Annotated in this window: 21 protein-coding genes; 17 read left to right on the forward strand and 4 right to left on the reverse strand. The window is 35.2% G+C overall.

Annotation, left to right across the window (positions count from 1 at the left end; translation table 11 throughout):
* Positions 1-384 precede the first annotated feature (384 nt).
* From M2265_RS15940 to M2265_RS15975, 8 genes are all read left to right on the forward strand, one after another.
* Positions 385-885: a hypothetical protein gene (locus tag M2265_RS15940; RefSeq protein ID WP_021189291.1), complete on the forward strand. Its 501-nt coding sequence runs from the start codon at positions 385-387 to the stop codon at positions 883-885.
* Entirely contained in the window at positions 875-1,975 is a 1,101-nt protein-coding gene (locus tag M2265_RS15945; RefSeq protein WP_021189290.1) for a Nif3-like dinuclear metal center hexameric protein, read from the forward strand. The genes M2265_RS15940 and M2265_RS15945 overlap by 11 nt, the downstream gene beginning before the upstream one ends.
* Complete coding sequence (locus M2265_RS15950; protein WP_021189289.1) at positions 1,975-2,727, forward strand: zinc ribbon domain-containing protein; 753 nt, start codon at positions 1,975-1,977, stop codon at positions 2,725-2,727. Before M2265_RS15945 ends, M2265_RS15950 begins: the two co-directional genes overlap by 1 nt.
* Positions 2,728-2,868: 141 nt before the next feature.
* A complete protein-coding gene (locus M2265_RS15955) occupies positions 2,869-6,168 on the forward strand; it encodes a S41 family peptidase (RefSeq protein ID WP_132771756.1) in 3,300 nt (1,099 codons plus the stop codon).
* Between the two features lie 183 nt (positions 6,169-6,351).
* Positions 6,352-7,281 (forward strand): CPBP family intramembrane glutamic endopeptidase, encoded by a 930-nt coding sequence (locus tag M2265_RS15960; RefSeq protein WP_132771757.1) that lies wholly within the window; start codon positions 6,352-6,354, stop codon positions 7,279-7,281.
* On the forward strand, positions 7,256-7,471 hold the full coding sequence (locus tag M2265_RS15965; RefSeq protein WP_021189284.1) for a DUF2007 domain-containing protein: 216 nt from the start codon (positions 7,256-7,258) through the stop codon (positions 7,469-7,471). Before M2265_RS15960 ends, M2265_RS15965 begins: the two co-directional genes overlap by 26 nt.
* 1 nt (position 7,472) lies before the next feature.
* Positions 7,473-8,273, forward strand: coding sequence for a phosphatidate cytidylyltransferase (locus tag M2265_RS15970; RefSeq protein WP_132771758.1), 801 nt, complete (start codon positions 7,473-7,475; stop codon positions 8,271-8,273).
* A 10-nt stretch (positions 8,274-8,283) separates the two neighbouring features.
* Entirely contained in the window at positions 8,284-8,955 is a 672-nt protein-coding gene (locus M2265_RS15975) for a DUF2461 domain-containing protein (RefSeq protein WP_132771759.1), read from the forward strand.
* A gap of 3 nt (positions 8,956-8,958) precedes the next feature.
* Here M2265_RS15975 and M2265_RS15980 read toward each other — a convergent pair whose 3' ends face one another.
* Positions 8,959-10,146, reverse strand: coding sequence for an anhydro-N-acetylmuramic acid kinase (locus M2265_RS15980; RefSeq protein WP_317166849.1), 1,188 nt, complete (start codon positions 10,144-10,146; stop codon positions 8,959-8,961).
* 116 nt (positions 10,147-10,262) lie between these two features.
* On the opposite strand from M2265_RS15980, the gene gcvH reads away from it, so the two are divergent.
* Positions 10,263-10,643 carry a glycine cleavage system protein GcvH gene (gcvH, locus tag M2265_RS15985; RefSeq protein WP_021189281.1) on the forward strand — a complete coding sequence of 127 codons (381 nt, stop codon included), beginning with the start codon at positions 10,263-10,265 and terminating at the stop codon, positions 10,641-10,643.
* Positions 10,644-10,703: 60 nt separating this feature from the next.
* Here gcvH and M2265_RS15990 read toward each other — a convergent pair whose 3' ends face one another.
* The 3 genes from M2265_RS15990 to mqnB all read right to left on the reverse strand — a co-directional run bounded on the left by M2265_RS15990 (position 10,704) and on the right by mqnB (position 13,292).
* Positions 10,704-11,447, reverse strand: coding sequence for a DUF6263 family protein (locus tag M2265_RS15990; RefSeq protein ID WP_132771761.1), 744 nt, complete (start codon positions 11,445-11,447; stop codon positions 10,704-10,706).
* 88 nt (positions 11,448-11,535) lie between these two features.
* Positions 11,536-12,522, reverse strand: coding sequence for a pyruvate dehydrogenase complex E1 component subunit beta (locus M2265_RS15995; protein ID WP_021189278.1), 987 nt, complete (start codon positions 12,520-12,522; stop codon positions 11,536-11,538).
* 140 nt (positions 12,523-12,662) lie between these two features.
* Positions 12,663-13,292, reverse strand: coding sequence for a futalosine hydrolase (mqnB, locus tag M2265_RS16000; protein WP_132771762.1), 630 nt, complete (start codon positions 13,290-13,292; stop codon positions 12,663-12,665).
* Positions 13,293-13,397: 105 nt separating this feature from the next.
* Between mqnB and M2265_RS16005 the strand changes: the two genes are divergently transcribed.
* The 8 genes from M2265_RS16005 to M2265_RS16040 all read left to right on the forward strand — a co-directional run bounded on the left by M2265_RS16005 (position 13,398) and on the right by M2265_RS16040 (position 19,481).
* Positions 13,398-13,811: a 6-pyruvoyl trahydropterin synthase family protein gene (locus tag M2265_RS16005; RefSeq protein ID WP_031287841.1), complete on the forward strand. Its 414-nt coding sequence runs from the start codon at positions 13,398-13,400 to the stop codon at positions 13,809-13,811.
* Between the two features lie 27 nt (positions 13,812-13,838).
* Positions 13,839-14,468, forward strand: coding sequence for a GTP cyclohydrolase I FolE (folE, locus tag M2265_RS16010; protein ID WP_132771763.1), 630 nt, complete (start codon positions 13,839-13,841; stop codon positions 14,466-14,468).
* Between the two features lie 234 nt (positions 14,469-14,702).
* Positions 14,703-15,338, forward strand: coding sequence for an O-methyltransferase (locus tag M2265_RS16015; protein WP_132771812.1), 636 nt, complete (start codon positions 14,703-14,705; stop codon positions 15,336-15,338).
* Between the two features lie 22 nt (positions 15,339-15,360).
* On the forward strand, positions 15,361-15,888 hold the full coding sequence (locus M2265_RS16020; RefSeq protein WP_021189273.1) for a glucosaminidase domain-containing protein: 528 nt from the start codon (positions 15,361-15,363) through the stop codon (positions 15,886-15,888).
* Between the two features lie 13 nt (positions 15,889-15,901).
* Positions 15,902-16,729: a glucosaminidase domain-containing protein gene (locus M2265_RS16025; protein ID WP_132771764.1), complete on the forward strand. Its 828-nt coding sequence runs from the start codon at positions 15,902-15,904 to the stop codon at positions 16,727-16,729.
* Between the two features lie 58 nt (positions 16,730-16,787).
* The gene (locus M2265_RS16030; protein ID WP_132771765.1) at positions 16,788-17,546 is read left to right on the forward strand and encodes a hypothetical protein; all 759 of its coding nucleotides are present in this window, start codon (positions 16,788-16,790) and stop codon (positions 17,544-17,546) included.
* A 31-nt stretch (positions 17,547-17,577) separates the two neighbouring features.
* Positions 17,578-18,606 carry a DUF3078 domain-containing protein gene (locus M2265_RS16035; RefSeq protein WP_021189270.1) on the forward strand — a complete coding sequence of 343 codons (1,029 nt, stop codon included), beginning with the start codon at positions 17,578-17,580 and terminating at the stop codon, positions 18,604-18,606.
* 80 nt (positions 18,607-18,686) lie between these two features.
* Positions 18,687-19,481 carry an N-acetylmuramoyl-L-alanine amidase gene (locus M2265_RS16040; protein WP_206368617.1) on the forward strand — a complete coding sequence of 265 codons (795 nt, stop codon included), beginning with the start codon at positions 18,687-18,689 and terminating at the stop codon, positions 19,479-19,481.
* The last annotated feature ends 1 nt before the right edge of the window (position 19,482 follow it).

Consider the following 19,482-nt stretch of genomic DNA (forward strand, 5'->3'; position numbering starts at 1 on the left):
ATGGGGTGAAATGTGGTGAGTAAGTACTTATTTACTCTGTTATTTTATCTGTTGATAACGAATAGTTTTTGAAACGCGTTGTATTAAATGATTCCATGTAGATTGCAATCATTATCTCAGTTGTATACGGCATACTATGCTTTTGAAATACACGTCTGATTATTAATTAGATATATTTTTTATATGAACTTTATTTTTCATAAAACTTGCTAAGTTGCAGGAATACAGTCGGATAATAATCTAATAAATCCCCCACTCTTTCACTATTTGGGAATAGGTTAAAGCTTTTAATATAAATATCATTTTAAGGGTAATTGATCAAAATCGACGAATAAAGAATTTAAAAGAATTGGTATCTTTACTGCATAACGAGAATTAGCACAGATGGATCAAGTAGAATTACAAGAACAGTTATTGAAGGAAATTTCAAAGCCGGAGTTTATCTATACAGTAATTGCAATTTATATTATTCGTATTGTTATTTGGCTGTTTTTAGCCAATACGATGAGAAAGACATTATTATTGGTGTCAGAAGAAAATCAATGTATAAAACCTAATCAGGTATTTGGTATCGCTATTCCTTTATTTAATATTTATTGGAATTTTGAAGTAGCAAGACGTTTACGGGATTCGTTAATTAATGAATTTTTTGATCGTAAAATCGCTGTAGATGAATCTCCGACATTTAAGAAAGGTTCACTATATGGCTGGATATATTTGGCGACAAATATTCCATTACCCCCATTTATATCTGTTGTTGCTATTATTTTTCATTTTGTAACCATGATTAATTATTGGGTTGATATCAAAAATTATAAGCGTATATTAGAGCAACATAATACTTTTAGGGATCAAGAAGAATTAGAGAATAAACATGAAGATTAAGGAAATTACTGCTTATCTGGAAAGGATAGCACCATTAGATCTACAGGAGTCGTATGACAATTGCGGTTTAATCGTGGGAGATCCGGATCAAGAACTTTCAAAAATATTGATTTCTTTAGATTGTACTGAAGAGGTAGTTGATGATGCAATTGCTAAAGGATGTAATTTAATTGTTTCTCATCATCCCATTGTTTTTAAAGGTCTGAAGAAATTTAATGGAAACAATTACGTGGAGCGTACTGTTATAAAAGCAATTCAACATGATATTGCGCTGTATGCTATTCATACGAATCTGGATAATATAACAGGTGGTGTTAATTCAAAGATAGCCTCCCTGTTAAATCTTCAAAATCAGGCTATTTTAGAACCTAAATCTAATCTTTTGTATAAACTTGTGGTCTATGTCCCACGAAGCCATGTCGAATTGGTTAGAGAAGCTCTATTTGATGCTGGCGCAGGTAAAGTTGGGACCAAATACGATCAATGCAGTTTTAATACTGCCGGTTATGGTACATTTAGACCTCATGGCGAAGCACAACCAACTATTGGGGAAATTGGGCTACAAGAAAGAGTGGAAGAGACCAGAATTGAAGTTGTTTATACAAAAGCTATTGAACGTAAAGTTCTTTTGGCTATGTATGAATCACATCCTTATGAAGAAGTTGCTTACGATACGCTTAAACTGGAAAATAAAAATCAAGAAGTCGGAGCTGGAGTTATTGGAAATTTAGAAAGTCCTATGTCTGAACAGGATTTTTTAGCCTATTTAAAAAATAATTTAAACCTGCAGGTTATTAGACATACTGCTCTACAAGGTAAACCTGTGTCAAGGGTTGCCGTATGTGGTGGTGCCGGTGGATTTTTATTAAATACCGCAAAGCGGTCTGGAGCGGATTTTTTTGTTACAGCCGATTATAAATATCATGAATTTTTTGATGCAGAAAATCAAATTGTGATTGCAGATATCGGTCATTATGAAAGCGAACAATTTACGCAAGAATTATTGTTCGATATAATTACAGAAAAATTTCCTAACTTTGCAGTCCTAATAACAGAAGTAGATACAAATCCTATAAAACACTATTGTTGATGGAACAAACCGTAGAACAAAAATTGAAAGCATTATGGTTATTACAGGCCATACATACTAAAGTAGATAAAATTCGCCAAATTAGAGGAGAATTACCTATCGAGGTTGCAGATCTTGAAGATGAAATTGCGGGCTTAGAAACACGTATCGAAAAGATCAGAACAGACTTAGATGAGTTAGAAGATTCGATCGTTAAGCGTAAGAACATGATTAAAGACGCTCAATTGGCTATCAAAAAATATGAAAGTCAACTGAACGAAGTAAAAAATAATCGTGAATATGATGCTATTTCGAAAGAAATTGAAATTCAAGGATTAGAAATCCAAGTTTGTGAAAAAAGAATTAAAGAATTTGAATTCGAAATTCGCAATAAAACAGAAAACTACGATACGACAGTATCTAATTTAGAGTATAGTAAAGGTGAGTTAGAAGGTAAAAAGAAAGAATTGGAAACAATTACTTCTGAAACTCAAAAAGATGAAGATGATTTGTTGGCTAAAGCCGAAAAAGCGGAAGCTAACATTGATGAACGCTTAAATAAAGTTTATTACCGTTTACGTAATTCATTCAAGAATGGTCTAGCAGTTGTTTCAATTGACCGTGATAGCTGTTCAGGATGTCATAATAAAATTCCTGCACAACTACAATCTGAGATTCGTCAACGTAAGAAAATTATTATCTGTGAACACTGTGGACGTGTTTTAGTAGACGAAGGTGTTGTTTTAGAAATAGAACAAGACTACGGTTTCTAAAAAACAGCCTTATATTGATATTTAAGCCCCAATTTTTTAATTGGGGTTTTTTTATTGCAACTTAATTGATATACATAATTTATTGATAAATTATTGGTTATTTTTACAGCACAATAAAAACCCTATTTTATCTTTAAATATATGTTAAAACCTAAACTTCGATTTTTAGGATTATTAATGGCTTTATCGGGTGCTTTTTCAGTAGAAGCACAAGAAACTTTGTTATTGAGAAGTCCTAGTATTAGTGCCGAAAATATTGCTTTCGTATATGGAGGTGATATTTGGATCTCGGATAAATCTGGAGCAAATCCAAGAAGATTAACGACAAATCCTGGTGTTGAACAAAACCCCATCTTCTCACCGGATGGAAAACAGATTGCTTTTACGGGTAATTATGATGGTAATACAGACGTTTATGTCATGCCGATTGAAGGTGGTGAACCTAAACGTATTACTTTTCATCCCGCATCTGATGTGCTGCGAGGCTGGCTAAATAATAATGAAGTATATTATACCACAACCCGCGAATACAATTATGCATTAAGTCCACGTTTATATTCTTCATTTGTTACTGGATTGACATTGGACAAATCGCTTCCTATGCCAGAGGCTTATCAGGGTAGCCCCTCTAAAGATGGACGCTATTGGGCTTATATAAAAAATACAGATCCTACGGAACGTGACCGTGTTGCTTTTAAGCGCTATAGAGGCGGTGGTATGCCATCCATTTGGATTTTCGACACAAAGAGTAATCAAATCGAAATAATCCCTGGAGAGCGCTGCAATGACGTTAAGCCGGTATGGTTGGATAATAAGGTTTACTTCCTTTCAGACAGAGATAAAATTGTCAATATTTTCTCGTACGATGTCAAATCAAAAAAAATCGATAAAATTACCAATTTTACTGACTATGATGTCAGAACATTAACGGGCAACGGATCGGAATTGACCTTTGAACAAGAAGGAAGAGTACACATTTACAATATCAATTCAAAGTCTTCTACAGCATTAAAAATTAATGTGAGTAATGATGCGTTGTATAAAAGACCACATTATGATAATATGCGTGATGATATTCGCACTTTGAACATTTCCCCTACCGGGCAACGTGCTCTTATAGAAGCGAGAGGAGAAATATTCTCTGTACCTAAAGAAAAAGGCGAAGCGCGCAATATTTCAAATTCTCCAGGCGCACATGACCGCTTTCCAAGCTGGTCTCCGAACGGGAAATGGGTTTCCTATATTTCGAGTGAAAAAGGGAAATATGTACTTCAATTACGCGATCAATTTGGAAAAGATGAACCTCTAATGTATACTTTAGGTGAATCTAATTTTTATTTTGAACCTACCTGGTCTCCTGATTCTAAGAAATTGTTTTATAACGATTCTCACTTGAATTTATTTTACATTGATATCGATAGTAAAAAGATAGTCAAGGTAGATTCGGATAGTGAAAGTGCTCAGACTGGACGTGTTTTTAATCATTTCCAACCAAGTTGGTCACCTGATTCGAAGTGGATTTCTTACATTAAAACACTTCCAAATTCCGTTTCGGCAGTATTTTTATATAATCTTGACAGTAAAAAAAGCACACAGATTACCGATGGTATGAGTGCGGTTCGATCGACTTCATTTAGTCGAGATGGTAAGTATCTTTTTTTCACAGCAAGTACAAATGTAGGACTAACAAATTCGGGACTGCATATGTCAGCAACGGAACGTCGTGCTAATTATGAAGCATATGCATTCATTTTATCCAGTAAAACACCATCTATTTTCAAAAATGAAAGTGATGAAGAAACGATAAAAGAAGAGAAAGAGGAGTCGGAAAAGCCTAAAGAAACAGCAAAGGCTAATAAAAAGAAAAAAGACGAGAAGAAAGAAGAACCAAACAAAGAAGCTTCAAAACCTGCGGTACAGCCTACAGAAATAGATTTTGATAATATCAATAATCGAATTGTTGCGCTTCCATTAGGTGATGGTATTTATGGTATCAATGGATCTGTCGTCAATCAATTGACATATGTCAAGAATGGGACACTCTATGCTTATGATTTTACAGATTTCAAAGAAAAAGATCTTGTCGCAGGTATCCGCTCATATGCTATCAGTGCCGACGGTAAGAAAATGATTATTCAGACCAGTACAGGTATTAATATTGTAACAGCAGGTCAAAAAGTGGCAAGTCCTACAACTGGTGTATTGAAATTGGATAATATCAAACAATTAGTTGATCCTGTTGCTGAGTGGAAACAAATATTCGATGAAGTATGGGCAATGCAGAAAGATTATTTCTACGTTGAAAATATGCATGGAGCAGATTGGAATGCTGTAAAAACGAAATATGAGAAGTTCTTGCCTTATGTAAGTCACCGTTCTGATTTAGGTTATTTATTGAACGAAATGATGGGCGAAATGGTTGTTGGACATAATTATATTTATCCAGGGGATCAACCTAGTGGTCCTTCGGTTAGTGTGGGTGTTTTAGGAGCTGATTATTCTATTGATAAAGGTTTTTATAAGCTTGATAAAATTTTTACACGCTTAGATTGGAATCCATCATTTAAAGCGCCTTTGTCTGAACCGGGATTAAATATCAAATCGGGAATGTATTTAGTAGCAGTAAATGGTACAGCAGTTACTGCCGATATGGACTTGTACAGTTTATTTGATAATACTGTAGGCAAACAGGTAAGCATTAAAGTCAATACAAAACCGAGTTTAGTTGGAGCTAAAGAATATGTGGTGAAGCCAATCTCATTTTCTGATGAGATGAGTTTAAGAAGCACCGAGTGGATGGAGCGCAACAGAAAACGTGTGGAAGAATTAAGCAAGGGTCAGATCGCGTATATTTATATGCCTAATACCGGTGGAGAAGGATACACTGCTTTCAATCGCTATTATTTCTCGCAGATGGATAAAAAAGCGGTATTAATTGATGAACGTAATAATGGTGGCGGTTGGGTTGCCGATTACGTTATCGATTTATTATCCCGTGATTTAATCGCTGGATGGGGAATACGGGACGGAAAGGGATTCAATACGCCAGGTAATGGAATTTATGGGCCAAAAGCAATGATTATTAATGAAAATGCGGGTTCCGGAGGAGATATGATGCCTTATATGTTCCGACACAAAGGATTAGGAAAATTGGTGGGCCGTACCACTATGGGTATTTTAGTTGGTATCAGCGGTTATCCTCCTTTATTGGATGGAGGAAGAATCACTTCACCAAACTTTGGTGTATACGATTTGAAAGGCAATTATATCATCGAAAATGAAGGTGTTGCTCCAGATATTTTCGTTGAACAAACACCTAAGGATTTGATAGAAGGTCGTGATCCACAATTGGAAAAAACGGTTCAGATCTTGTTGGAAGAAATGAAAAATTATCCCTACAAGAACATGAAAAAACCGGCTGATCCAATTCGGGTTAATTAATTGAAAAACATGGAAATCCCGTTTCATTTTAAATGAAACGGGATTTTTTTTGTTTACAGGTTTCTATATCCAGATAGACGTTGTTCTAGATGTAGCATGATAGCTTAAAGTAGATCTTTTAGAAGATTTTGAGGTAATAAATTTTAATTGTAATATATTTATAGAATAAATTAAAAGTACTACATGGAAGAATTAGTGACAAAGATAAATCCCGGAAAATCTTTATTTAGATTATTGCTTTACATGATCGTTTTGGGTGTAAGTATTCAATTGGTATTGATGGGATTATCACTATTGGTTATGAAGATTTTGTCTCCCGAGAGTCCGTTCAGTTTATCTTTTTTTCAAGAAAATACAGTGGCACTCAAAGGGATGTTGCTGATCAGTAGTGTTACAACATTTATTTTACCAGCTTGGATCTTATATCGTAGCGAATCAGGCATTCATCCCTATTTTGAAAGAATAAATAAGGTTTCATCATTACAATATCTTTTTGTCTTTGCGGCCATGCTATGTTTCATTCCTATGATGTCATTGCTTGCGTATTGGAATGAATCTATGCAATTGCCCGATAGTCTTCAAGGTGTACAGCAGTGGATGCGTGCTAGTGAAGATAGTGCCGCTATAATGACTAAACAAATTGTAGAGGAGTCAACTTGGGGCGGTTTATTGATCAATCTGATCATTTTAGCAGTGGTGCCGGCCGTAGGTGAAGAAATGGTCTTTAGGGGTTGTTTACAAAACATTTTTGGACGTTGGATATGGAATAAGCACGTGGTCATTTGGTTAGTAGCAATAATCTTTAGTGCATTTCATATGCAGTTCTTTGGATTTATTCCTAGAATGCTTCTTGGTGCTTTTTTTGGATATCTTTATGTCTGGAGTAGAAACATATATTTGCCTATTTTTGGTCATTTTATTAATAATGCAAGTGCCACCATTACAGCGTTTTATTATACAAGAAAAGGGATACCTTTCGAAGAAATGAATAACTTTGAACAAGAACCAATTTGGGTTTACCTTGCAAGCTTAATATTTACTGTTATTTTTGTAGTATTATATTATCGTTCAACTAAAAAAATCCCATATGGAGCAAGGCTGGAAGAAGATTAAAGTTTATACTAATGCAATAGAAGCTGAGATCGTTAAACAAATGTTAGAAGAAAGCGGGATACCTGCTATTGTATTAAATAAGCAGGACTCATCATACCTTGTATTTGGTAAGATTGAGCTTTATGTGAATCAACAAGATGAGCAACAGGCATTAGTTTTAATCGAATCTACGACAGAAAGCGAAGATTAGTATGAAAACTAGAGCTATTACAGGATTTTTCTTTATCATCGTCATGGTTGGGGCTATGCTGCTGGGCGACGCAGTTTTCCTTGGATTTTTTTCTTTATTAAGCGCCTGGTGTCTGTATGAGTTTTATGGTATTGTTAGCTCAGAAGATCGTAGACCAAGTAAAGCTTTAGGTATATTGACTACAGTTGTTTTATTTAGTACAACAGCGTTATATAGTTTAGGCATTTTTGAGGCGAAGTATATTTTGTTATGCATCCCTTTTCTTTTAGCGATCTATATACAAGCTCTTTATCAAAAGCGTGATTTCCCCTTTAATGATATCGGCTTTACCATTTTAGGTATTCTGTATGTTGGATTTCCTTTTTATTGTTTTACAAGATTAGGCTATATAGGTGGCTCATTTAATCATTTTTTACCTTTGGGTTTTATGATTTTACTTTGGACGAGTGATACAGGGGCTTATTTAGCTGGGAGATCCTTGGGAAAACATAAACTTTTTGAGCGAATTTCTCCAAAGAAAACCTGGGAAGGTTTTATTGGTGGTATTGTATTGGCAGTTCTTGTATCTTTATGTTTAGCACATTATTTTGAAACAATACCGCAATGGCAATGGATTATTGTAGCAATGATAATTGCTGTATTTGGTACATTGGGTGATTTGGTAGAATCGATGCTTAAAAGAAGCTTAAATGTGAAAGATTCTGGACATATATTACCTGGACACGGAGGTTTATTAGATCGATTCGACGGTTTATTAATCGCTGGACCTTTGGTATATTTATTTTTGTTTTTAGTAAATTAAGATCATATTTATGGGACATATTAATCAAAATACGTTTAAATTTTTAAAAGATTTACAAAATAACAATACCCGTGAATGGTTTGCAGAAGAGAAAGAACGTTATGAAGCGGCTTTAGCTGATGTTCGTTTGTTTGTGGCTGATTTGATTAATAGCCTGTCTCAATTTGATCCTCATATTACGACCGATATTCAGGCTAATAAATGTTTGTTTCGTATCTATCGTGATACGCGTTTTTCAAAAGACAAAACACCCTATAAAAATTGGTTCGGTGCAGGTATTTCCAAAGATGGCCGTAAATTGGACGGACCAGAATATTATATCCACATCTCTCCAGATAATTCATTTATTGCCTGTGGTTACTGGAGACCAGAAAAAAAACATTTAGATGCTATTCGTCAGGAAATAGATTATAACGAAGAGAAATTTAATGCAATTATAGCAGATTTACAGAAAAAAAGTGGTCTTACTTTAGAAGAAGAAGACAAACTAAAACGCCCCCCTGCTGGTTATGAGGCAACACATCCTTCAATTGAATTTTTAAAATTAAAGAGCTTTGTTGCACACAAAAGCTTATCCAATAGCGCTCTGACTGATAAAAATGCTTTGAATAATATCATTGCATTATATAAAACAATGCTTCCTTTGAAGCAGTATCTACACGAAGCTATTGATAATGATTAGTTGTTATTGAGGTAAGCTAATTTTACCCATACAGACTGCAGGAGAATCTTTTATTTGACTTACATTGTCTCGGTCGCCAACCAATGTTTCATTAGCCAGTAGGGCAAATAACACAGCTTCTTTAGCGTCGGGATCAATGCCTAGTATTCCAAATGAGGAGACTTTATGATGAGGCAATCCTGCTTTGATTTTAGCGACCAATAGCGGATTGTGTAAACCTCCCCCACTGATGTAGATATGTACATTGCTTAATGTTTTTGATAGCTTATGGATTGCGTCAATGATGCATGTTGCAGTAAATTGATTTAAAGTGGCCATGATATCTTCAGGAATCATATAAAGATTATTGGATGCTATCTGACATTTTTTTAGATAATCCAAATTAAAGAGCTCCGGACCAGTTGTTTTAGGGAATTCATCTTGTAGAAATGGTTCTTTTAAAAGCTCATTTAAAAGTCCCTCATTGATAGTTCCTTGTGTAGCGATGTTTGCATCCTTATCCATCTCTATATCAAATTTTTCTTTTGCAAACTGATTCATAATGGTATTTCCGGGGCCAATATCTGTTGCAAAAGCTTTCAAATCACTTTCTTGGCTAGGTATAAATGTATAATTAGCAATGCCACCGATATTCAATAAAAATCGATTTTCTTTCCTATCCGAAAACAGTAAGTAATCGCCGTAGGCCGCCAGAGGTGCACCTTCACCACCTGCAGCGATGTGTTTTTGTCTAAAATCTGATAGTGTAATAATACCAGTTTTTACAGCAATATGATCGCCATCCCCGATTTGAAGAGTGCTGTTGGGCATTAATTGATCATCTGTAAGGCTTTGTGGAGCGTGGTATACTGTCTGCCCATGGCTAGCAATACAATCAATTTCTGAATGTGGAATCCCCCATTTTTCAAGAGCCTGATTAATCAGTGCTGCATGTACATTTCCGACGTAAGCATGAAGTCCGCAGAGCAGCTGTTGATCAATTGTACGCTTTGCAAAAACACCTCTTACGTATTTTCTAAACTCATCCTGATAGTCCATTGTAATAAAATTATCCACGCTAATTTGTGTAGACTTACCACTATTACTTATTCTACAAAGTGCAATATCAAGACCATCCAATGAAGTCCCTGACATAAGTCCTATTATAAAACGACTATCTTTTTTTGCGATTTTGTAAAGCTTTTCAATCATTGAGTTCATACCTTAAAAGTAGGAACAAAATATGATAGAGTACACAAGATTTTTGTGATATAAATATATTTTGTAACTTCATGGCGTAATTAAATAGAAGATTAAAAAAAAGTAAAATGAATTTTCCAGCAGAATTAAAATACACTAAAGATCACGAATGGATTCGTGTTGAAGGTGATGAGGCCGTTATTGGTATTACTGATTTCGCACAACGTGAGTTAGGTGATATCGTATTTGTAGACATCAACACAATTGGTGAAGAAGTGGCTGCAAACGAAATCTTTGGAACAATCGAGGCAGTAAAAACGGTTTCTGATTTATTCATTCCTGTTACAGCAACAGTGTTAGCTGTTAACGAGGCAATCGATGCATCACCAGAATTAGTAAACTCAGATCCTTATGGAGAGGGTTGGATTATTCGTATCAAATTAAATGATGTAGCTGACGTTGATGCTTTATTAACTGCTGATCAATATAAAGAAGAAATTAACGCGTAATTTTAACATTTACGTTCAATAAAACCACAAAAGAGCTGTCATTGACAGCTCTTTTGTGGTTTATAGGATTTCTATTTTGCTGGTGACTTCAACCTCTTCATTTTTTACTTTTGTTTCGAGCGTAAGCGCTTTTAAATAATGAGTTTTAGGATTTAATAGGTATTGGCCAGTGATTGATCCGACAGTTTGGCCTTCTGCCGTTATACTTCCTTCTGAAGTAATCGATATACCCTCTGCTGAGATACTTTTTAGGGTGTATGTTTGTTCTATTGGGCCTAGAGACTTATTATTTGCTGTTGCTTTCCATTGTTCTCCAACTTTTAATTCTCTATTTGGGTATTCAAACGCTGCTTCTTTGAGCATATTGGCATCAAACAGATCATTATCATCAGGTAAATCTTCGACATCTTTTATTTTTCCATTTAAACCCATCACAGCCACGATAGGGGTCTCCAGCAAAGTTTTAACTTTTTCATGGATCTGTTTGGAAAGTTCATTGGCTTCCGGATTCTTGGAATCATAGTTGACGGTCATCATTCCTGCATCCATTGCCATGATCATTGCTGTATATTTCGTTGCATAGGTCAATGTACTGTCTGTAGCATTGGTGTTTGTTGTCTCGCACAACATGGTTGCATCGATCATAGTACTTTGAGCACCAGCATTGACATCTATAGTCATGTGCATTTTTTGTGAAAAGGGATTATTAAGATCGGGTTTCAGCTTTAATAAAACTTTGTCTTGAGCAATTAATGTCGTAATAATAAAGAACGACAAAAAAGCGAGCGATAGGGTCTTGATCATTTAAGATTAGTTAGTAAAATATCCCCTAAATTAAAAAAGACCTTTGGTATTACCAAAGGTCTTTTTTGATTTAAGCAATTAGATGCTTTTATTTTTTGATGTAAGCAACTTCTTTTACAGCTTTTACAACTTTAGCAACACTTGGAAGAGCTGCTTCAATTAATGTAGCTGCATATGGAAGAGGAACATCTGCTGCTGTAATACGAACGATTGGAGCATCTAAATAATCAAATGCATTACGTTGTACAGAATATGTTATTTCAGATGAAATAGACGCTAATGGCCAAGCTTCTTCCACAATTACCAAACGGTTTGTTTTCTTAACAGACTCGATAATAGTTGGGTAATCTATTGGACGAACAGAACGTAAGTCAATTACTTCCACATTGATACCTTCTTTTGTCAATTCTTCAACAGCAGGTAATACAACACGTGGAACCATTTTACCGAAAGATACGATGGTTACATCAGTACCTTCTTTAACAACATTTGCTTTACCTATTGGTAAGTAATATTCTTCTTCAGGCACGTGACCTTTATCACCATACATAACCTCAGATTCCATAAAAATAACTGGATCTGGATCAATCATAGCAGATTTTAATAAACCTTTCGCATCATAAGGATTTGAAGGAACAACAACTTTTAATCCTGGAGTATTTGCATACCAGTTCTCAAAATTTTGAGAGTGCTGTGCTCCCAATTGCCCTGCATTACCAGTTGGACCACGGAATACTATTGGAATAGAGAATTGACCTCCACTCATGGAACGAATCTTTGCAGCAGCATTGATAATTTGGTCAATCGCAACTAAAGAAAAGTTGAAAGTCATGAATTCAACGATTGGTTTTAAACCGTTCATCGCAGCACCGACTGCTATACCTGCAAAACCTAATTCTGCAATAGGTGTATCTATCACGCGTTTAGCTCCGAATTCATCCAGCATACCTTGGCTCACTTTATAAGCACCATTGTATTCTGCAACTTCTTCTCCTAATAAAAATATTGTTTCGTCTTTACGCATTTCCTCGTTCATCGCTTCACGAAGTGCTTCTCTGAATTGTATCTCTCTCATCAGTTGTAAAATAGTGTCAAATTTTAGATTACAAATCTACTATTTATTATTGATATTTTGAAGGTTATTCATCGCTAAATATCTGCTTTTATGTCATTTTTTAATAACAGGATGGCGAAAACAGTAATAAAATTCAAAAATTAAACTTTATCTATTTTACACAAAATTTCGAAAAGAACCGCATTGCTATTGTGGATAGCGAGCGGTACGTTCCACGTGGCACGATTTCGCTTCTCTACATAATTAGATATTCCACGGATCTGTATGGTTTGAATTTTTGCTTCAGATGCAACTAAAAAAACAGATCCTCCTTCCATGGATTCAATCAGAGCATTGGGTATTTGTATCAGTAATTTCGAAATTTCTAATTCATTTCCATGCACCTTATTAACTGTTACACCTAGCCCTGTTGGTAATGCATGCACCAGTTCCTTAGTTGTCTTATTTTGTGTGGCCACATAATGAGCGTTACCAAATCCAAGTTCATCAATCGGAATGAATCTCTCATCATCTTCTGCTCCTAATTCTGAGAAGATCTCGCGATCGATTGAAACGACCGCCCCTATTGGTAATGATCGATTAAAGCAGCCACCAATACCGATATTAATGATAAGATCATATTGATTATTTGCAAGATGTTTTCCAAGCCGATAAGCTGTTTGTACCATACCTACTTCCGTTATTAAATAGTCGGTATTCGGATATGCAGCAATACGATCAAGGAAGGGTTGAATTTCGAATCGAGTTGCTGCTACTATAAGTGTTTTCATGTGGGATAACCTTTGTACAATATTAATCAATATTTACGCAAATGTGATGGTAATCATTTCGTTGAAAGCGATATTTTGGTTGCAAACACGTATCTTTGTGGTATTATGGTATATATCACTCGTCGTGAGCGCTTTTGCGCTGCACATAAGCTTTACCGCGAAGATTGGAGCATTGAGAAAAACGAAAATGTTTTCGGAAACTGTTCAAATGTTAATTGGCATGGTCATAATTATGATTTGTTTGTGACGGTCAAAGGTGACGTAAATCCAACAACAGGTTTTCTGATTGACTTAAAATTGATGAAAACCATTATTTTGGAAAATATCGTAAATAAAGTCGATCACAAAAATATTAACCTTGATGTTGATTTTATGAAAGATAAGATGGCTTCTACAGAAAATATAGCAATTGCTATATTTGAGGTATTGAAACCATTATTTGAAGAACAAAAAGTGCAGTTGCACAGCATTCGCCTTCATGAAACAGAAAATAATTACGTCGAATATTTTGGCGACTAATCTTATACACTAATTTATTTAATTACTATGAGTAATCACTCATTTGAAGAAGAAGAGTTAGACGGCTACGTGAAAATTGATCAATATAATCAAGAAAAAGTTGGTCGTATTGCCGCTCATTATACAGATATTTTAGAATCTCTAGGAGAAGATCCGAATCGTGAGGGATTATTGAAAACACCAGAACGTGTAGCAAAAGCTTTGCAGTTTTTAACTCATGGATATGATATTGATCCTGCTAAAGTATTACAAGGTGCTATGTTTGAGGAAGACTATAGCCAGATGGTTGTGGTGAAGGATATTGAAGTGTATTCGATGTGCGAACACCATATGTTGCCATTCTTTGGTAAAGCGCATATTGCTTATATTCCTAATGGTCATATCGTTGGATTGAGCAAAATTCCACGCGTTGTAGATATCTTTGCACGTCGACTACAAGTTCAAGAACGTCTTACCAATGAAATCCGTGACTGTATTCAAGAAACCTTAGGAGCAAAGGGTGTGGCTGTGGTGATCGAATGTAAGCATATGTGTATGGCTATGCGAGGCATTCAGAAGCAAAATTCTGTCACTACAACATCAGCATTTACAGGAGCTTTTCAAAACGATGTAACGCGTTCGGAATTCTTAAAACTAATTACTGCAAATTTGACGTAATTCAATAAAAAAATAACAAAATTTAAAGTCCAATCTTCCTATGATGATTGGACTTTTTTTTCTTTAAAAATTCAAAGAATTTAAAAAATCACGATTTTTTAAAAGTGTCATTATGCTTCATAAAGGCGGATGCGATTTTTTATGTAACATCTGACCAAATATTAATTACCTAATTATCAGCGGTTTGTATTTTATTTTTTCTGATTATAAATCATGTTCAGTAATTTTGTTGTTATGGACATTTGTAATGAGCATTTAGAATCTTACTTAGAGCGCACATGTGACGAAGAAAATCCGTTGCTAAAAAGCGTCAATAGGGAGACCTATTTGAAGGAAACAATGCCTCATATGTTATCCGGACATTACCAAGGAAGGGTGCTTGCTATGCTTAGTAAATTAGCTGCTCCAAATACTATTTTGGAAATCGGTACGTTTACTGGATATGCTACTTTATGCCTTGCAGAAGGCTTGTCTAAAAAGGGGATTTTACATACGGTAGATGTTAATGCAGAACAGGAGGAGCGTGTACAGGGATATTTTGACAGATCTGAATATGCATCTCAAATTAAATACCATATTGGTGATGCTGCAGAAGTAATTCCGAAGATCGAAGGTAGTTTTGATCTGGTTTTTATAGATGCTGATAAAAAACGTAATCATTACTATTACGAATTAATTTTAGATAGAGTCCCGTCTGGAGGACTGATTTTAATCGATAATGTCTTGTGGAAAGGCAAAGTATTAGATGAAAATCCAGACAATCAAACAAAGCAAATCATAGATTTGAATGAACAATTAGCTCAGGACCAGCGCATCGAAAAGGTTTTATTGCCGATTCGAGATGGACTTTTTGTATTACGCAAAAAGTAATTAGTGGACTAAATGATTCTTTATGAATTTTAAAACATTAAAAAACTATGTTGCTGTATTAATTTTGATCGTCAGTAGTTATGCTACTGCATCCGCTCAAAGCAATCAATTTTATATTGATAAATACAGCCCCGTAGCACAAGAGATGATGCAAGAACATGGTGTTCCAGCATCAGTAATTTTAGCTATTGCAATGCATGAAAGTGCACATGGAAATAGTAAGATTGCAAAAAATTTAAATAATCACTTCGGTATTAAAGGAAAAAATAATAGCAAAGTGATTAATTCAGCATATAAAGGTTATAAATCAGTACTTGATTCTTATAATGACTTTATATCGTTGGTTAAAAGAAAGAAAACCACGACTCCCTTATTTGAGGAAAATCGAGGACAAAACTACAAAGCTTGGGTAGGTGCATTAGCAAAAGCAGGATATTCAAGAACTAAAGATTGGTCTGCTAAGGTTATCAAAACAATTGAAATGTATGATTTAGATAGTTTTGATAAAAATCCGACCACAATATCTAGGAAACTCACCGCTTCTAAGTAATGCTACTCATCAAATGAAAAAAATTGCTTTTATCCTACTTGCCCTTACTGTTTTTTTTAGTTCATGCTCATCCAAAAAAAACACCGTCTATAAAAGCAAAAATCATCAAGGCTCTACCTCTTCCAATCGTCCTAGTAAGTTAAGACCAGCTGTTTCAGGAAATGCTTATGTTGAGAAATATAAAGATATTGCTATTTCAGAAATGAATAAGTACGGTATTCCTGCGAGTATCAAATTGGCACAAGCATTATTAGAATCTGGAAATGGCAATAGCTATCTCGCTACCGAAGCCAATAATCACTTTGGAATCAAATGTGGAGGTGTATGGAAGGGAAAATCCATTAATCGCCCAGATGATAATATCAATGACTGCTTTCGCGTTTATGAAAGCCCGGAACAGTCTTTTAGAGATCATTCTGAATTCTTGTTGCGTAAACGTTATTCCGATTTATTCTTGCTCAATAAGAACGATTATAAAGGCTGGGCCAAAGGTTTGAAAGTCGCAGGCTATGCCACCAACCCGCGATATCCAGATTTATTGATCGATATGATCGAACGTTACGAACTCTACCAATATGACCGTGTGGAAACTCGTGTTGAGAAGGAGAAAAGAGAAGTTGTTGTTGAGCGGGAGATTGTACACAATGCAGTCGAAGCTCCTGTGGTACAAACAGAGCAAATCAAGAGTCCTGTAGCAATGCGTATTCATGAAGTACAAGGGAAAGACACATTATACTCGTTGAGTAAACAATACGGTATCACTGTTGATCAAATAAAAGAGTTAAATGGCTTGACTGACACAAACTTAGCCATCGGGCAGCTATTGGTAATTTCAAAGTAAATCATCAAAAGATGTTAAATATTTCTATTTTGATAAGCTAAAACGTAGTTTTACGAGAGTGAAGACTCTGCAAAATATCGTAATACTCATTCTTTTGTTTGCACTAGCACCCGATGCTTTTGCACAAAAGCGTATAGAGGGTATTGTTTCCGATTTTAATACCAAACAACGTATATCAAAAGTAACAATCCGCAACACCAGGACCAACGAAGAAGTCTTTAACAATAGTAAGGGGGAATTTTCTATTATGGCCGACAAAGGAGATGCATTGATCGCGACTTCTCGAGAATACTATCCTGATACCGTCATTGTAAATACCTCTCCTGTTATACTGTTCCATTTGAAGCGTGAATCGATTTATATTGATGAAGTTTCTGTAGTTGCAAAGAAAGATCCAGATGAGATTTTAAAAAAGGCAAGAAATGATTATGAGAAAGCCTTTCGGCTTTCTGATCCAGGAGATCTGTTTTCAGTAGGGCAAAATGGTGCAGGGCTCAGTATCAACTCCATCTATAGTCTGTTTAGCCGAGAAGCTAAAAATGCAAAAAGATTAAAGAAATTGATTGAGAGTGATTATAAAGATAATGTTATCGAGTATAAGTTTTCAGAACAACTGGTGAGTCGTACAACAGGTTTAGAAGGAGAAGAGCTTAATAAATTTAGACGGATCTTTAAACCAAGTTACTTTTTCATCATTAGCTGTACACAGTATGAACTGACAAATTATATCAAAGAATGTTATGAAAAGTATCAAAAAAATCCTTCTCGATATTTTATTGAGCCATTACCAACAATAAATCCTATTTTAGTACCTTAAATTAAGAAAAGAAAAAAAAGAGTTGCTTGATATGAAGTTACAATCCTTATTTGCCTTATTAATTATTGGCTTATCGTGTGGTACGGTTAGCGCTCAGGTTAATTTGAAAGACCTTAGAGTAAAGCCAGATTCAGTTATTTCGGAGAATAAACAAGAAAATATCTCCTTAAAAAATATTCGTCCAGTAGTACCAAAATTAGAATTACAAGTTGATTATTGGAAGCATTGGACCAGTTTTGGAGTAAATATTAATCAGGCAGCCTTTAATGGCGACTGGAAAGGTGGTGGAGTTGGATCAACAGCCGTCGGATTAATTGCAAATCATAAATCAGATTATACCAGAGACAATTTCAATTTTGTAACTGAGATCGATTTGCGATATGGTAAGATTAAAAATAATAAGCAAATCGCGAAGAAAAATAACGACCGTATTTTTTGGGATAATAAATTGTCTTATAAATTGTCTGCTAAATGGGCACTTTATACTTCATTAACCTTTGAATCTCAATTTGATGCAGGATATAAATATAAACAAGTTGACGGTAAAGATACCATTGATTATATCGAGAATGCATTTATGGCTCCTGCGTACATAACCGAATCGCTGGGTTTTGAATACAAGCCAAGCGCTTCTTATTCGATTCGTTTTGGTACAGGTACTGCACGCCAAACTCTGATTTTGGATAACCGTATTAAACCCCTAACGGTTGAGCAATATAGTCAGAAATATCCAGATCGTGCACCAATTGATAAAGATCAAGTAAGGTATGGTGTTGAAGGAGGTAAAACTGTTCAAAATGACCTCGCTTTTCAGATCACCGGAAATATGGATAAAAATTTTACAGATAAATTGAATGTGAAAGCACGTTATAATTTATTTGCGAATTATAAAAAAGTAACGGACCCTTCACATCGTTTGGATGTCACAGTGACAGCTAAAGTATCGCGAGCGATCAATGTAAACTTAAACGGAATTTTAGTTTATGATACGGATGTGATCTCAAAAGTTCAGTTAAGTGAATCATTGGCATTAGGATTGGTTTATAGGTTACCTCGATAATGTTTGAAAAAAAAAATCTTTGGATTCCGTTTATACTTTGTTTTGCTCTATCCATTATTGGATGTAAGAGTAAGTCAGGCATGGCTAAAAAGGGATCTATAGAGCAAATTGTACCTATAAAGATAGATACGATCATCCAAAAGGTGATCGTGCACGATACCGTTCCCAAATTAAGCTTGGGAGAGCACAAAGTATGGACATTGGGAAAGGCCGGCATACATGCTAATATACGTCAGGAAACGGCCATACACTATGATGTGCGCAAACCAAACTACGTTATTATCCATCATACAGCACAAAATAGTCTGGATCAAACCATCAGAACATTTCAGGTTGAGCACACAAAGGTAAGTTCACATTATGTGATTAGCCGTAATGGTGTAATCGTTCAGATGCTCAATGATTATGTAAGAGGTTGGCATGCGGGACTCTCCAAGTGGGGAACGATTACAGATATGAATTCGATCTCCATTGGAATAGAACTGGATAATAATGGAAAGGAAGCATTTCCAGATGCCCAGATTGAAGCGTTAATGGTTGTCTTGGATACATTAAAAGCTAATTACGGTATTCCCGCAGCAAATTTCATTGGTCATGCTGATATTGCTCCAGCTCGTAAAAATGATCCAAGTGTATTTTTTCCTTGGAAAAAATTGGCAGATCGCGGTTTTGGTATATGGTATAATCCTGCAGAATTGGTAACAGCTCCAGAAACCTTCAACCCAATTGATGCCTTGAGAATCATTGGTTACGATACACGCAATTTGAAAGCGGCAATTATTGCATTTAAAAGGAAGTTTGTTGTCAACGATGTGAGCCCAGAACTCACGATTTATGATAAAAGTATTCTTTATAATCTATATCAAAATTATTAAG

Origin of the sequence: Sphingobacterium kitahiroshimense, assembly GCF_025961315.1 — a bacterium.
Lineage (GTDB): Bacteria > Bacteroidota > Bacteroidia > Sphingobacteriales > Sphingobacteriaceae > Sphingobacterium > Sphingobacterium anhuiense.